10 protein-coding genes are annotated in these 15,627 nt (G+C 59.2%); 6 read left to right on the forward strand and 4 right to left on the reverse strand.

Annotated features, from left to right (window positions below; genetic code table 11):
• Positions 1-28: 28 nt before the first annotated feature.
• The 3 genes from ygjK to PH603_RS01305 all read right to left on the reverse strand — a co-directional run bounded on the left by ygjK (position 29) and on the right by PH603_RS01305 (position 6,016).
• Positions 29-2,416 carry an alpha-glucosidase gene (gene ygjK, locus PH603_RS01295; protein ID WP_289504111.1) on the reverse strand — a complete coding sequence of 796 codons (2,388 nt, stop codon included), beginning with the start codon at positions 2,414-2,416 and terminating at the stop codon, positions 29-31.
• Positions 2,397-3,197, reverse strand: coding sequence for a 3-keto-disaccharide hydrolase (locus tag PH603_RS01300; RefSeq protein ID WP_289504112.1), 801 nt, complete (start codon positions 3,195-3,197; stop codon positions 2,397-2,399). The genes ygjK and PH603_RS01300 overlap by 20 nt, the downstream gene beginning before the upstream one ends.
• Before the next feature lie 101 nt (positions 3,198-3,298).
• Positions 3,299-6,016 carry a TonB-dependent receptor gene (locus PH603_RS01305; protein WP_289504113.1) on the reverse strand — a complete coding sequence of 906 codons (2,718 nt, stop codon included), beginning with the start codon at positions 6,014-6,016 and terminating at the stop codon, positions 3,299-3,301.
• Between the two features lie 270 nt (positions 6,017-6,286).
• Here PH603_RS01305 and PH603_RS01310 point away from each other — a divergent pair, with 270 nt between their 5' ends.
• The 4 genes from PH603_RS01310 to PH603_RS01325 all read left to right on the forward strand — a co-directional run bounded on the left by PH603_RS01310 (position 6,287) and on the right by PH603_RS01325 (position 12,472).
• Complete coding sequence (locus PH603_RS01310; protein ID WP_289504114.1) at positions 6,287-7,834, forward strand: tryptophan halogenase family protein; 1,548 nt, start codon at positions 6,287-6,289, stop codon at positions 7,832-7,834.
• A gap of 149 nt (positions 7,835-7,983) precedes the next feature.
• Complete coding sequence (locus PH603_RS01315) at positions 7,984-8,529, forward strand: hypothetical protein (protein ID WP_289504115.1); 546 nt, start codon at positions 7,984-7,986, stop codon at positions 8,527-8,529.
• 47 nt (positions 8,530-8,576) lie between these two features.
• A complete protein-coding gene (locus PH603_RS01320) occupies positions 8,577-10,547 on the forward strand; it encodes a TonB-dependent receptor plug domain-containing protein (RefSeq protein ID WP_289504116.1) in 1,971 nt (656 codons plus the stop codon).
• Between the two features lie 122 nt (positions 10,548-10,669).
• Complete coding sequence (locus PH603_RS01325; protein WP_289504117.1) at positions 10,670-12,472, forward strand: methyl-accepting chemotaxis protein; 1,803 nt, start codon at positions 10,670-10,672, stop codon at positions 12,470-12,472.
• Between the two features lie 258 nt (positions 12,473-12,730).
• On the opposite strand, the gene PH603_RS01330 is transcribed toward PH603_RS01325, so the two are convergent.
• Positions 12,731-13,420 carry a PEPxxWA-CTERM sorting domain-containing protein gene (locus PH603_RS01330; protein ID WP_289504118.1) on the reverse strand — a complete coding sequence of 230 codons (690 nt, stop codon included), beginning with the start codon at positions 13,418-13,420 and terminating at the stop codon, positions 12,731-12,733.
• A gap of 535 nt (positions 13,421-13,955) precedes the next feature.
• On the opposite strand from PH603_RS01330, the gene PH603_RS01335 reads away from it, so the two are divergent.
• Both PH603_RS01335 and PH603_RS01340 read left to right on the forward strand, forming a co-directional pair.
• A complete protein-coding gene (locus PH603_RS01335) occupies positions 13,956-15,221 on the forward strand; it encodes a tyrosine-type recombinase/integrase (RefSeq protein WP_289504119.1) in 1,266 nt (421 codons plus the stop codon).
• An 83-nt stretch (positions 15,222-15,304) separates the two neighbouring features.
• Positions 15,305-15,529, forward strand: a complete 225-nt coding sequence (locus tag PH603_RS01340) for a helix-turn-helix transcriptional regulator (protein ID WP_289504120.1) — start codon at positions 15,305-15,307, stop codon at positions 15,527-15,529.
• Positions 15,530-15,627: the final 98 nt, after the last annotated feature.

Below are 15,627 nucleotides of genomic sequence, written 5' to 3' on the forward strand. Positions count from 1 at the left end.
ACAGATATTCGTGCCGCCCAAGCCGTCATCACTGGCCGGACAGGAGGATCAGAAGCATGGCGGCGGACCAGCTGAAATTGGTGGCGCCCTGCATATGGCCGGTTTCGGGATTATAGTTTTCGCGGATCGGCGCACCGTCCGAGAGGCCTTCGGCATTCTTGAAAAGCCGGGCGACAAGGGTGTCTGCCTCCCGCGTGTAGCCATATTGCCTCAGCCCTTCGACCCCGAAATAGACCTGATCGAGCCACACCCGGCCACGCCAGTAAATCTCCGGATCATAGGCTGGGTTGGTGCGGCTGGCGGTCGGCAGCGGCACAAGCGTGCCAAACTCAGCCTCGTCCAGCATCACCTTCACAACGGCTGCGGCATGCTCTCGGGTGGCGGCCCCGGCGAACAGCGGCGTCCATCCTTCGCTGCCCCGCCCGCGTGCGGTGACGCGCGGGCCGGCGCAACCGTCGGATAGCGGCGCAGGCGCGATATGGACGTCATAGTAAAAGCCGGTTTCAGGGTCGAACATGCAGCGGTTGATATAGTCCCGCGCCCGTTCGGCCTCGGCCCGATAAGCCGGAATATCACCCGCATGCCCCAGAAGCGTCGCCATGCGGGAAAGGATCCGGGCCTCAAGGAACAAATAGCTGTTCTGGTCCACACTTTCCTGATCGAGCGAATAACCAACAAGCGCCCCCGCCGCATCGCGGTTTTCAAGGATGCCGACCGTCCAGTCCTTCGCCGCGCGGGCGATATCGCCGCCATGGGTGCGATCCGCATACCGGGCAAGCTGGTCGTCGCTGATGAAGCCGAAGCGGGCGGCATTGTCCATGCCCGATTCCCAGCCTGCCGCGACCTGTGCGCCGCTCCGAAGGGCTTCGAAACCGCCTTCGGAAAGGAGCCGGGCGTAGGCGTCTGCCCCCTTGCAATCGTATAAGCCGCGCTCGCCTGCCACGCACTCAGCCGGTACTGCTGCATTGCCCGGCTTCAGGCGGAAGGTCATCCGGCCTTCGGTGTCGTTGTGGGCGGAATCGACCGTCGCGCCATATTCCACGATGCCGTTGCCGTCGTGATCGCGGTTGCGGAACCACCAGGCGCGATAGGCGCGCAGCTTGGGGTACATTTCGGCAAGGAAGGCCTTGTCGCCGGTGCGCTCGAAAATTTCCCACACCGCCCATGCCGCCAGAGAGGGCTTGGTGTTGCGTTCGTTCCAGTTGGGGCCGTCGCCGCCCCGCTCCGGGCTCTGGTTATAGAAAACCGTATCGGGCAGCATGCCGGCGTCCTGCGGGCGCAGCGGATCATCCGCCGCAATCTGGTGCGCGAACATAGCCCGCATGTTAGCCGCGGCAAGATCGGGCACGACAGGCGCCAGCGCGAAGGCATGCTTCCAGCTGTCCCACGGCCAGAGGCCGCTGAAATAAAGGTAGGTGTTCGACGGCGTCACCCCACCATGCGCGATGGCGCCGGCAGGGGCGCGCCAGTTGCCGACAAGCGTTTCAAGCGCCTTGATACCAACCGACGCCTGCGTCGCATCTTTGGGGAGCCGGGCGAGCCAGGCTTGCCAGCGCGCCTCGCTCGCCGCCTGCGCCGCTTCGGGCTTCGCCAGAATATCGCGCTGCTCGCCTTCAAGGGCTGCAACCTCGGTGGCATCATGGCCGTAGCTGTGGGCCGCGAAGAAGGATTTTCCTTCGTCGGGGGCAAGCTCAACCGGGGCGGTTTCGGCGCTATAGGCAGCACCCTCCTGCACCTGCGACACGGGCACCGAACGGGTAACGAGATAGCCTGCCCCCTCATGCAGCAGCACATGCGCCGGATCACGGATTTCACTGTAGGCAACCCGGCTGCCGGTATCGCTGAAAGCTATGGTGTAACCAAATCCGTCGGGCAGCGTGGCATCTTCGCCCTTGCGCCATGCCGTCATCAGCTCGTTTCGCCAGATCAGACGGACGCTCGCGCCCTTCGCGCCGGTATTCCGGACAGCCGTTTCGATCAACGTAGTACGGGGGCCAACGAAGCGAAGCGTCAGCGTGACCGCAAAATCACCGAGCCGGTAGGACTGGCGGAGCATGCCAGGGCCACTTGTCACCGCCGCGTCGCTGGCGTCCTTGGGCGTCAGGATGCGGCCGTCCGCCAGCTTCAGCGACAAGGCATCGACGGTGCGACCGAAATAAAGCGGCATTTCCTCAGCGATCACATAAGGCCCGGCGAAATAGCCGGCCTTGCCAGCTTCGGGCAGCAGATAGCCGTGCCACGCACCGGCATCCATCAGCGGGTTGAAGCGCTGGTTGCCATAATCGTCGAGATCAAGCATCGCGGCTGGCGCCCCGCGCCGGTCCAGCGCCCCTGAAGGCGTATCGGCCAGAACGGAAGGCGCTGCGAAAACGAATGCCGCTGCCGCCAGCAGCAGTCTAGTCTTTCTGGTCGGCATCGATGACCTGCAGTTCGATATGGCGGAAATCGACCGGGTGGCTTTCCGCCTGGAAGGAAATATAGCCGCTGGTGAGCGGCACGGCGCCGGCCCCGAGGCGCGCCGTATCGGCAGCTGCCGGATCGTATTTGAGCGCGCCATACTCAAGGACCTTCTGGCCCTCGATCCAGTGTTCCACAAGCTCGCCACCTTTCACCACGACCTCGGCCTTCACCCAGCCGTCACCCGCGAAGGTTGGCGAGGACGAATCGACACACTGGTCGGACATGACAGGCTGGCCAGCGAGCACCACCTGCGTGCCCGGCGTGCAAAGGTTGCCGGTGGCGCGCTTTTCTGTCCCCTCCTGCCCCAGCAGCTGGACCTCGACCGATACCGGGAAATCCTGATCGACCGCCATCGTCTCCGGCGCCTGCGAATGCACCATCACGCCGCTGTTGCGGAAGGCCCAGCCGGGCGCCCCTGCCGTTTGCTTGCCGTGGAAGCGATATTCGAAGCGCAGCCGGTAATGGCTGTAGGGCACATGATAGAAAATATGGCCGAAGCGACCCTCGAACCGGTCGTAATCGTCATAAACAACGCTCAGGACCCCGTCTTTGGCCTGAAAGGTGTTCTTGTAATTCTCGCCGAGCGGCAAACCGGCGAACTTGGGGATCCAGCCATCAAGGCTTTCGCCGTCAAAGAGGCTTTTCCAGCCCTCGTCCCCCGCGTGGGCAGGTGCGAGGCCGAAAAGCCCCACAACAATGGCTGCAAGCGCGAATGGCCGACATGAAAGCTTGATCATCGTTTCCCCCTCCGGTTTGCCGGCAGGCCCGGCATGAATGAAAGAGGAATGTAACCCATTCCTCTTTCTTCTTTCAGCAACTGATCACCTGCCTGAAGCGATCAGAACTTGCCCCGGATGCCGAGCGTGTAACGCGGGCCGGTTTCGGTGACCTCAAGCGTCTGGTTCTTGAATTCGGCATTCTTGATATAAAGCTCGTTCGTCACGTTGATGCCCTCGAGGAAGATCGAGAAATTATCGTTGATCGCATAGCTGGCGCTGACATCGACCTGATAATAATCATCCACATAATGGCCATCGCGGTTGGAGCGCGGCTTGCTTTGCAGGAAGCGGTCGCGGTTGTTGTAGGCAACCCGGAACGACAGCGGGCCTTTCTCGTAGAACAGGATCAGGTTCTGCGAGTTGCTGAGGCCGATCAGCGGCAGCTTTTCGCCCGGCACATCGGTGCTGCTGGAGCTGTCCACGAAGGTCATGTTCGCGGTGATACCGATGCCATCGAACGGCGAAGGCAGGCTCGTGAACATATGCTGCACGGCAATTTCCAGCCCCTTGATCTTGGTGCTGTCGAGGTTGATCGGCCGCGAGACTTCATACTCGTACGTCCCGCTCGGGACCGTCACGCTTTCCTTCACCTCGCCGGTGCCGAGATAGCCGTCGACATCCTTGTAGAAGCCGGCAACCGCCACATAGCTGCCTTCCGAATAATACCATTCAAGCGACGCATCGAAGTTGTTCGACTTGTAGGGCATCAGGAGCGGGTTGCTGCCCGAGGCTGTCAGCTGCCCGATCTCGCCACCCGAGTAGCTCGTCAGCGGCGACATCTGGTCCAGCTCCGGCCGGGTCAGGCTCTTCGACCAGGCAACACGACCGATGAGGCTGTCGGTGATATCGAGCTTGGCGTTGATGCTGGGCAGGAAGTCACTGTAGGTGTTCTTCACGCGCACCGGCACATAGTCATCAGATTCGATCGCCACCACCTGGTTAGGCTTCGAGGGATCGACATTGATCAGGTTCACAAGGGCGACCTGACGGCCGATCGAGGTGCTGGCGGTGCGCACATAGCGAAGGCCGAACACCGCCGACCACGGCATGCTGCCAAGCTCGCCGTCAAGGTGGGCGTCGGCATAGAGCGACATCAGCTCTTCATTCACCTTGTAGGCCGCAGGATCGGCAACCATGTCGAACCCGCCGGTGCGGGCGATCAGCTCGCGGATCGGGTCCGGGTCATCAAGCTGCGACAGGGCTTCTTCCGAGGTAAGGAAGGCGAACAGCTCGTCCGAATTGAAGGTCAGCCAAGACTGGGTCGGCGAGCCCGACGCGCCCGAGAGGAAGCCATCGGAATCGTAGGTGCGGAACAGGCTCATCGGCAACACGACGCGGGTGCTGTTGTCGCCGAAAATCCACGGCAGCGGATATTCGGTCTCGCCCCAGGTGGAGCCGAGCGTGCGGTCCGAATAATGGCCGCCGAAGCGGATCTCGGAGAGAAGACCGCCCGAGAATTCGTAGCTGTTGTCGACCTTGGCTTCGAGGACTTCGTCCTTGATCTGGGTGCCTTGCAGCGAAGCCCAGCCCGCGGTCAGCGGTGCGTTTTCGTCCGCCGGCGCGTAGGTGATGGTCGGCACCAGATCACCCGACGAGCGATCATAGGAGAAATCGCCCGGACGACCGGCAACTGTATCCGAATAGCCCTGCTTGGGATCGGATTCGGCGCGCGACTTCGAAACATCCACAACCATGTTCCAGCGGTCATTCACCTGCCAGTCGATATTGAGGCCGCCACCGAGAAGATCGTCGCGGGAGCTTGATTGGCGCACCAGCGTTTCCACGAAAGTACCTTCAAAATCGCCCTTCACGACCGTGTTGTTTTCATCAAGGACGGGGTTGCGGATCGTGCCGGTTTCAAACCAGTGCGGCAGCACATCCTGGCGGTAATCGAGGTCGAGCCGCGAGTAGATCCCATCAACCGTGACTTCAAGATTGTCGCTCGGCCGGTATTGCAGCACGAGGGTGCCGCTGATGCGCTCGCGCGCTTCGGTTTGCGCGATCTGGTCATAGTTGCGCGGGAAATAAACCTCGCCGTAATTCACCCCGTCGAGGTCAGCGCTTGTCTTGAAATAGCTGGCGGTGTTCGCCTGATCATACCGGCTCTTGCGGTTATAATAGGAGAAGGACGCCAGCACGCCGAAGGTGTCGTCGGCAAAGGTGTTGCTGATGAGGCCAGAGAATTGCGGGCGGACCTTTTCGGTCATGCCGTCATAAAGCGCCTTGGTGCTGCCCACGGCCTGAAAACCCGGGAAGTTCATCGGCTTCAGCGTGGTGATATTGACGGTCGCGCCAATCGCGCCTTCCTGCAGCTCGGCAGACTGGGTCTTGAAGACCTCGGCACCGTTGATCAGCTCGGACGCCAGGATATCGAAGTTGAAGGCGCGGCCACCGCTGGTGGTCGCCAGCGTGCGGCCATTGAGGAGCACGGCGTTGAATTCCGGCCCCATGCCGCGCACGGTCAGAAGCTGGCCTTCGCCGCCGCTGCGGTCGATCGTCACGCCGGTGATCCGCTGCAGCGATTCCGCGACGTTCTGGTCCGGGAACTTGCCGATGTCTTCAGCGGTGATCGCATCGACCACCACGCTCGCGTCGCGCTTCACGCCAACCGAATTGATCAGGCTGGCGCGCAGGCCGGTAACGACGATTTCCTCGAAAGCCGGATCGTCGCTATCGCTGCCTGCATCCTGCGCGGACGCCGCCTGATAAAGGCCGCCGAGATTAAGAATCAGGGCGGATGAAAGAAGTCTGGTTTTCAGTGTCATATTTCTGGGCATTGTTTCCTCCTGTAGTTCTTGACGCAGTCAAGTCCCACCCCCTTGGGCCCGACCGGATGACGCTTCTCCCTGCCGGGACGCACCGCCAAACACAGCAGCGACAGCGCCTTTCGACCGGAATTGTTACGCCATTCCAAATTAGAATGTTTATAACATTTTTGTATTGTGATTATATAATGGAATGTGTCAATCACAAAATGTAACCGGTTTCACGCGCACATTCCGGGCGTGGTTGCGCTTTGGCGATGGTGGGAAAACGGGAGGGAATCGGTGATACGGTCGATTGTGGTGGTGGGCGGCGGTGCCGCGGGATGGATCACGGCGGGCCTGATCGCGGCGCGTTACCGCTGCGGGGACGCTGGCGCCCCGATCAGCGTCACACTGGTCGAATCCCCCACAATCGGCATCATCGGTGTCGGCGAAGGCACGTGGCCGACGATGGGCCAGACGCTTCGGCAGATGGGGATCGCCGAATCCGATTTCATCCGCGCGTGCGACGCCACTTTCAAGCAGGGTTCAAAATTCATCGGCTGGGTGACGGGTGCGCCGGGCGACGCCTATTATCACCCCTTCTCGCTGCCGCAGGGTTTTGATGAGGTGAACCTCGCCGCCCGCTGGCAGGAAAAGCACCGTGACATCCCGTTCGCCGCGGCGGTCGGCATCCAGGCAGCCTTGTGTGATGCCTGGCGGGCGCCGAAGCCGCTGGATGCTGCCGATTATGCGAGCGTCGAAAACCACGGCTATCATCTGGATGCGGGCAAGTTTGCCGCCTTCCTCGCCGACCATTCTATCCGCCGCCTTGGGGTGCGGCACCATCTTGCCGACATCACAGGCGTGAAGGCGCGCGAGAACGGCGATATCGCCTCGCTCACCTGCGCAGACGACCGCGAAATCCCCGGCGACCTTTTCATCGATTGCAGCGGTACAGCGGCACTCCTCATTGGCCGTCACTATAAGGTGCCCTTCATCAGCCGGAAGGACACCCTGTTCATCGACCGCGCAATTGCCGCACAGGTGCCCTATCCGGCGCCGGACGCTGAAATCGAATCCGCCACGCTTTCAACCGCCACCGATGCCGGATGGATCTGGGATATCGGCCTGCCGTCGCGGCGCGGGGTCGGGCATGTCTATTCCTCGACCCACACAACGCCCGATGCGGCGAAGGCGACACTTGAGGGTTACATCGCCCGCCTCGGCGCTGATCCCGCCAGCCTGCAATTCCGCGACCTGGCGTTCGAGCCCGGCCACCGGGAAACCTTCTGGGTCAACAATTGCGTGGCCGTCGGCATGGCGGCAGGCTTTCTGGAACCGCTCGAAGCCTCGGCCCTTGTGATGGTCGAGCTGGCCGCTGCCATGATCGCCCGTCATCTGCCGGCGGCACGGGAAGGGATGGATGTGGTGGCAGGCAACTTCAACCGCATCTGCCGCTTCCGCTGGGACCGGATCGTCGATTTCCTGAAACTGCATTATATATTGAGCCAGCGGAGCGACAGCGCCTTCTGGCGCGACAACCGGCGCGCAGAGAGCGTCCCCGAAAGCCTCACGGACCTTCTCACCCTCTGGCGCCACCAACCGCCGGCCAACAACGGCTTCCTCAGTCCCTATGACCCGTTCCCGGCGTCAAGCTACCAGTATGTTCTTTATGGCATGGGGTTCGAAACGCTGCCCTGCCATCTGGAACAGGTGCCCGAGCGTATCGCACTTGCCGACATGCATCTGCAAAAAGCCCGCGACCGCAACAAACGTATCCCCGCCCTCCTGCCCGGCAATCGCGCGCTGATTACAGCAATCCGGTACCGATTGCAGATCGCCGGTTGAAATATACGAATCAAGATTGCTGCCTTGATACTTCGTTAATACTAATTAATTGGTAATTAATGAAAAAATTAACCGTATTTTATCTATGTGACAGTAAACAGAGCCTATCCAGGTAACGCATTTTGATTACTGAGAGATAGGTGCTTCCAATGAAAAATAAGGTAACAGGCTTTGCTGCGCGGGCGGCAGGGCTGGCGATGCTGGCCACCTGCATGGGCGGTATTGCACATGCCCAGTCAACCACCCTCGATATCCAGGTCGGTGCCAAGGCAGCTGCTTTTGTAGAACCGGCCCTGACAGGCGATGTCCCCACCGCCGTCGTGTTTGATCCTGCCAACCCCGCTTCGAAAGCCGATGCCGACGCCATCATGGCGGCCATGGGCGACGGCCTGAAGATCAAAAGCGGCACGCTCCGCCCTCAACTGGTAGCGGTTGGCGATGCGGCGAGCCTTGCAAACGTGCAGGTGGCTTTCCTCGCGCACGGTGTTGGCGACGGCATGGGTCCGGTGAGCGCGGCGGCTGCCGCCAATTCGGTCCTGACCATTTCAAACGACATGAGCTGCGTTGAGACCGACCGCTGCGTGGTCGGCGTCCAGTCAAAACCGAAGGTCCTGATTGTCGTCAGCAAGAGTGCGACGAGCGCGTCCAAACTGCAGTTCGGCGCAGCCTTTCTCATGATGGTCAAGGAACGCTGAGCGCGGACCTGACCCTTCGAGCCCCATTCCCCCAGGAGTTCTCCCAAATGAAAAAACTGATTGTGATGGCGTCTGCCCTGATCCCGGCAACGGTGAGCAACGCAGCCTTCGCCCAGGCCGTGAACTACGGTGACCTGCAAGAACTGTTCGGCGAGCCCGTAACGACGAGTGCGACCGGCAAGCCGCAGCGCCAGTCCGAAGCCCCGGCTTCGATGGTCATCATCACCGGCGAGGAGGTCCGCCGTTCAGGTGTACGCACCATTCCCGATATCCTGCAGAACTATGCAGGCATCGATGTGAACCGCTATGCCACCGGCCAGCGTGAAGTGGGCATCCGCGGCGCCAACATGCCGCTTAACCCGCGCCTCCTTGTGATGGTCAATGGCCGTCAGACCTATCTCGACCATTATGGCTACACCGACTGGAGCCTCCTCGGCATCGAGATGAGCGAGATCCAGCAGATCGAAGTGGTAAAAGGCCCGAACAGCGCCCTCTTCGGCTTCAACGCCGTTGCCGGCGTGGTGAATATCATCACCGTCGATCCGCTTTCCACCGGCAACAGCTTCCACGGCAGCGCCCAGGGCGGCACCGATGGCACCTACGAGCTTTCTGCTGTCGGCAACATGAAGATCAACGACAAGGTCGGCATGAAATTCTCGGGCGGCGTGACCGAAGCGAACGACTGGAAAGGCATCACCGCCGATCATGACCCGGCGCGCGAAAACTTCTCGGCCGAACTTGTGGCACAGCTCGCCAGCAACATCCGCGCGGACGCCAGCTATACCTACAGCAAAAGCCGTCAGATCATGCAGGCCTACCAGTATGATCTCTATAATTTCACGACCACGCTCGAAAGCCTCAATGGCTCGGTCGCAGCCGACACCAGCCTTGGCCTGATCAAGGCACAGGTTTACAAAAACTCGGTCGAACAGGACACGCCGGGCATCGGGAATAGCATCAGCAACGTTGTCATCGCCAAGCTTGAAGACCTGTTCAAGATCGGCGCCCGTCACAGCGTCCGTCTCGGCCTCGAATATCGCCGCGACGAACTTGAATTCGTCAATGAAGATGCTGGCCAGACCTATTATTCGGTCTATTCCGGCAGCGGCATGTGGGAATGGCAGGTCACCGACAAGCTGGTACTGACGAACGCCCTGCGCCTCGACAAGCTGAACCTCGGCCACGGCCCCATCGGCGACCCGCGTTTCCCCTATACGCAGGCCGACTATGACCGCTCGATGACCGAATATAGCTATAACTCGTCGCTCGCCTACACGATCGACGACGAAACGCGGGTTCGCATCGGCACCGCGCGCGGCGTTCAGGCGCCGGCCCTTGTCGGCTTCGGCGCCGCAACCCAGCTGCCGAGCGGCTTCTATTACGCCGGCAGCCCGAACCTCAATGCCTCGATCAACCAGGCTTACGAAATCGCCCTTGACCGCAACGTTGCGGCCATCAATGGCGCTTTCAATATCACCGGCTCGCTGACCAAGGTTTCGGACTTCCTCGCCGCTGGCCAGAACGTCACGATCAACCTGCCCACCGCCGAATATCCCTATGTGCGGCTGACCGAAGACGTGATCGGTGACTTCAAGGCATATGCCATCGAGGCAACGCTGCGCGGCCGCACCATGAACGACAAGCTTGGCTGGGCCGTGAACTATACCTGGACGGACGTGAAAGAGGACTTCCTGTCGCCTGCGACCGAAGCCATCATCTCGCTCGATGAAGGTACCGCAGCCCACAAGCTGAATGTGAAGCTCGATTATGTCGACGGCCCGTTCAACGCCTATGTCGTCGGTCGTTACCGCTCGTCGACCGAACAGCGGCTCGTCACCGGCCCGGGCTACCGCGATCTCGGCGGCAATGTTACCGTTGATGCCAAGGTTGCCTATGCGATGGACAACGGGATTTCGCTGTGGATGACCGGCGAAAACCTGACGGCCAACAATGCCGCCGGCCTCTCTGTCTTCAAGGCAGACACCCGCGTCCTGATGGGGATCGGTTTCAACTTCTGATCCTGAGGACACTGTACACGACCCGGCAGCACGCTGCCGGGTCGCCGGTATCTCTAGAACCGGCCTCTCGGCCAGCGTAGCGGCCCGCCCTGAAATGCTCGAAACACAAGGATGACGTGACAATGATGCAGCGATTCTCCAGCGATAACTGGCCCCTCGCCGTCAAGGTTGGTCTGCCCCCGTTCCTGTCCCTCGCAGCGCTTGCCTTCATCGCTGTTCTCAGCCTGAACGCGCTTGGCCTGCAGGTTGGCAACTTCAGCCGCGTTCTCAATGAAAACGTGGGTGTCGTGACCGAACTGAAGGAAGTCGAGGCGGAACTCCTTGCCATCGACGGCCAGTTCTACAATGTCACGACCTCCATCGCCGCCGCCGGTGGCACCTATGACGCCGCAACCGGCTTTGGTGCCGTCAAGGACCGCGTTGACCGCCTCAATGAAAAGCTTGTGGAGCTCGCGGGCAAGGTCACGACGCTTGATGCCGGCGCCGGGCAGGAAATCGGCCAGTTGCCGGCTGAGCTTGAAACCTACAAAGGCACGATCGATGTGGTGCTGGAGCTTGCCGAGATCGATTTCCAGAGCGCGATTTCGGTAATCGAGCCGTTCCGGGAAAACTACGACAACCTGATCAACAAGACCCGCTCGGCCATCGCGCGCGTACAGGCGCTGTCGCAGGAAAGCCTGGAACATAGCGAACGGGAAGCCGCCAGCACCGAGACAAGCTTCATCCTGATCGCGGGCGGCGCCATCATCCTTGTGATCGCTTTCTCGGCCTTCACGATCATTGGCTTTGTGCGCTCTGCATCCAAACTCTCCAATGCAACCGGGGCCCTTGCCTCCGGCGACTATGACATCGACCTTGATGCCCTCGAGCGCGGCGACGAGCTTGGCCAGATCGTCGATTCGCTCAAACTGTTCCGTTCCGAACTCCTGCAGGCCCGCCAGCTGGAGGAAGAGCAGAAACAGGCACGCGAACAGGCCGAGTTTGAACGCCAGCAACGCCTGGAGGAAGAACTCCAGCGCGAACGCGACGAGCAGCAGCGCCGCCGTCAGGCCGAAGAAGAAGCAGCAGCCGAGCGCCGCCGTTTCCTCGCCGGCCTCGCCGAAGATTTCGACAAATCGGTGAACCTGACGGTCGAGGAACTGCAGACGACGGTCGCCTCCGTGATGCAGCTCGTGGACGAAGTCGGCAACCGCGCTGAAGAAAACAACATGACGAGCGACAGCCTTCACAAGGTCGTCGAAAGCGTCACCGCCAGCATGAACAGCGTGATGGCCGCATCCGAGCAGATGGCAGCATCGATCCAGGAAATCTCGCGGCAGGTAGTAAGTGCCGCCCAGCTCAGCAGCAGCGCGGTCGAGGTCGCAGGCCAGTCGTCCGACGGGATCGCCTCACTCAATGAACTCGCAGGCAAGGTGGGCGCGGTGGTGACCATCATCAATGATATCGCCGAGCAGACCAACCTTCTCGCCCTCAACGCCACGATCGAGGCGGCGCGGGCGGGCGAGGCCGGCAAGGGCTTCGCCGTGGTGGCAAGCGAGGTGAAGAGCCTCGCGAACCAGACAAGCAAGGCGACCGACGAGATTGCCACCCAGATCGCCACAATGCAGGAAGCTACCGGCGACGTGGTGAAGATGATCGAGAATGTCGCATCGGTCATCCGCCAGATCGACGAAGTGTCGACCGCCATTTCCTCGGCAGTCGAGGAACAGGGCGCCGCCACCCAGGAAATCTCGCGCAGCGTGAGCATCGCGGCCGGCGAGATGGCCGAGGCGGCAACCGGGTCGACCCGCATGACCGAAATCGCCGCCGCCAACGGCACTGCCGCCCGCGAGATGACGGTCGCCATGTCGGTCCTGCACGAGAATGTCGACAAGATGCAAACGAGCGTCGGCTCGTTCGTCGGGCAGATCCGCGCCCAGTCCTGATACAACAAGCGCCCAGCAGCCCTCGCTGGTCGCCCTTCATCCCCGAGAGACCAGTCCGGTCGTGACGCCAGCCGTCACGGCCGGATTGTCATTTGCCACCCAGACGCATGGATCGCGCCAGGTGAAATGAAGTGCCGTGCCTGTAAGGGGAGTAATTGGCGCACCAACGCGGTTGAAGATGGGAACTGGAGCCTGCAGATTCTGATCTGTCGTAAGACGTAATGAAAAAGCGACCCGAAGGCCGCTCTTTCAATTTCTTCAGGCAGCAACAGCGCCCTTGCGCCGCCGCGCCGCCACGGCGACAAAGCCGAAGCCCATGATCATCATCAGCCAGGTCGCCGGCTCGGGCACACCGCCAAGCACGGTCATGCTGATGTTAGAAAGTCGTATTGTGCCTATCGTAGTATATATTTGACCCGAGTTGGAACCGGCCGCCACTTCATTCCAAGCGCCGATTGCAGAAGCATCAGCGGTCGTCAAAAATGTCTCATCCCAATTGTATGATTCTATTCTGGACTGAGTGATTGAGCCGCCTGCAATAGCATGATTGCTGCTAGTACCTTCAACTCTTAGGCTGTCACTGACATCCGATGTGCCATCATCACCGTCCAACACCGTCAACCAATCACCAGAGAAAAATGACCCATTATAAGCCCAGCTTACCGACCCCAGCGACCATGAGAAGCTGTCATAGTCATAATAGGCGCGCGTGTAGCTAAAGTCCGAACCACTGCCCGAAAGGGTAATTATAGCGTCAGGGACAATGGTCTGGCTGTCATCGAAATCGAGGAGCGCGGTGAAGCTGTCGCCCGTGACTGCCCCGAAGGCCGCCGCCAACGGATCATTGCCGCCAAAACTAACAGTGCCGGTAAACTGATAGACGGTCGCCTCAGCCGTACCGCCAAGCGCGAGCGCAGCGAGGCCCGCGAGCAGAGCTCTCCTGAGCATGACGTTTCTCCCATCCGGTCAGGTCCATCGCCTGCCGGGTATATCAATTCAGTTTCAACAAGAAAAAGCTGTCATGCCTGATTGACCGCTAGCCCCAAAACGGCGGTGCGTAAACTTTCTTTATAACAGTTTTGGCGGGTCGTCACGCGATTTGTTAACAAGTAGTTAACACGCAACTTGCCACTTATGCCCGCGATCATTAACGCAAGAGCAGCATCAACAGCCGTGAGATTACACGCCCGGACGCTAATCCGGGCAAAACGCAGTCGCAGCACAAAAGTCTGGAAATGGGGAAGTGCCCATCTTTGACCGGAAATGGCGCACCCGAAGGGATTCGAACCCCTGGCCTCTGCCTTCGGAGGGCAGCGCTCTATTGTTTACCCTGATTTACCGTTGCTTACCGATGTCGTGTAACATATATATTTTACACGATAATTAACGTATTACATGAACTTCATGGCTTTCCTGAGATTACCCAGAATCGCCTGAATTGGATTTTTTTGGCTACCTATTGGCTACCTGAAGGAAGCACACTATGCCCAAGATCAACAAGACCCTGGTCGATAGCCTCACATCCACAGAGAAGGACTTCGTTCTATGGGACGATGAGGTGAAAGGGTTTGGTGTTCGGGTGTGGCCTTCTGAAAAGAGAACATTCTTTTTTCAGTACAGGCCCAGGGGCTTCCGGCAAATCAAAAAAATCACGCTTGGACATCACGGCAAGGTAACGGCCGAAGAGGCGCGGCGCCAGGCAAAGACATATGCTGGCCAAGTGTCAGCGGGAGGTGATCCAGCCGCAGACATTGCCATGAAACAGAAGGAAAAGGCCCAGCAGGTTCTTCTTGCGGATTTTTGCGATCGATATCTTGAAGCCGCCGACAAAGGACTGATTCTTGGGCGAAGCGGCAAACCTAAAAAAGAAAGTACGCTCAAAATCGATCGGGGTCGCGTTGCGCAGCACATCAAACCACTGCTCGGCAAGATCAGCGTGAAGGATATTTCTCAAGCCGACATCTCCAAATTCATCAAGGATGTGACGGTTGGCAAAACTGCCAAGGACGTTGAGTCAGGGAATCTGAGGGGTCGAACGGTAGTGAAAGGCGGGGCTGGTACAGCAACTAGAACGGTTGGCTTGCTTGGAAGCATTATGTCCTATGCCGTTTCAGAAGGATTGATCGCATACAACCCGGTGACTGGTGTGAAAAAGCCAGCCTACGTTAAGCGAACCACGCGCTTAACTAAAAAGGAGTATCTAAAGCTCGGAAATGGCTTGGAAAAGTCAGAGTGGGAAGGTGATACGTATCAGGCGATCCTAGCGGTTCGCCTATTCGCTCTGACCGGATGCCGCAAAGCAGAAATTATCAACCTTAAATGGGATGAAGTGGACTTCACGAACCGATGTTTACGCTTGGGTGATTCCAAGACAGGTGAATCGGTTAGACCTCTTGGCAAGCTGGCCATCGACCTCCTTAAGAATGCCCCACGATCCAACGAATGCGACTTCGTACTGCCTGGTGCTCGACAAAAGACGAAGCCCTTTGGTGGAATGGCAAGGGCATGGAAAAGAATTTTGAAGAGATCTGAATTGACCGGATTCACAATTCATACGCTTCGTCACTCGTATGCCAGCATGGCTGGTGATTTGGGCTATTCAGAAATCACTATCGGCGCCCTAATCGGCCACGCAGCAGGATCTGTAACGAGCCGCTATGTGCACCACCTTGATGAGGTCCTTTTGGCTGCTGCGGATCGGGTTTCAGAAGCGATCGACACGGCCATGAGTGAAAAAAATGACGATTGATGCATTTTTTTCGGGTCGATCTGCATGGATTTTCAGTTTCGTTTGATACGGTCATCTCAAGCAAACAACAGCGAGCTTGAGAAATGATCGACAACGATAATAAACCTGCACTCCTGACCAAACCGCGCCTTCGGCGTGATGAGGTGCCAACTTATCTGTCACTCGTGCACGGCATCGAGATTGCCAAATCCACATTGGCAAAGTGGGCGGTGGTGGGAGGTGGGCCCCACTTCCAAAAATTTGGTCGCCGGCCGCTTTATCAGCCCGCTGACATTGATGCATGGGTGGCGAAGCGGCTAAGCATCTAACAAGTTTCACCTGCCCTCTCTGACTTTTCGGTTGCGACTGAACTTTGTGCCACGCCAAAATCTCCCCAGAGGTTGAGATTATTGCTTTCTGGGGGAAT

It is taken from the genome of Gimibacter soli (assembly GCF_028463845.1).
In the GTDB taxonomy this organism is placed as follows: domain Bacteria; phylum Pseudomonadota; class Alphaproteobacteria; order Sphingomonadales; family Kordiimonadaceae; genus Gimibacter; species Gimibacter soli.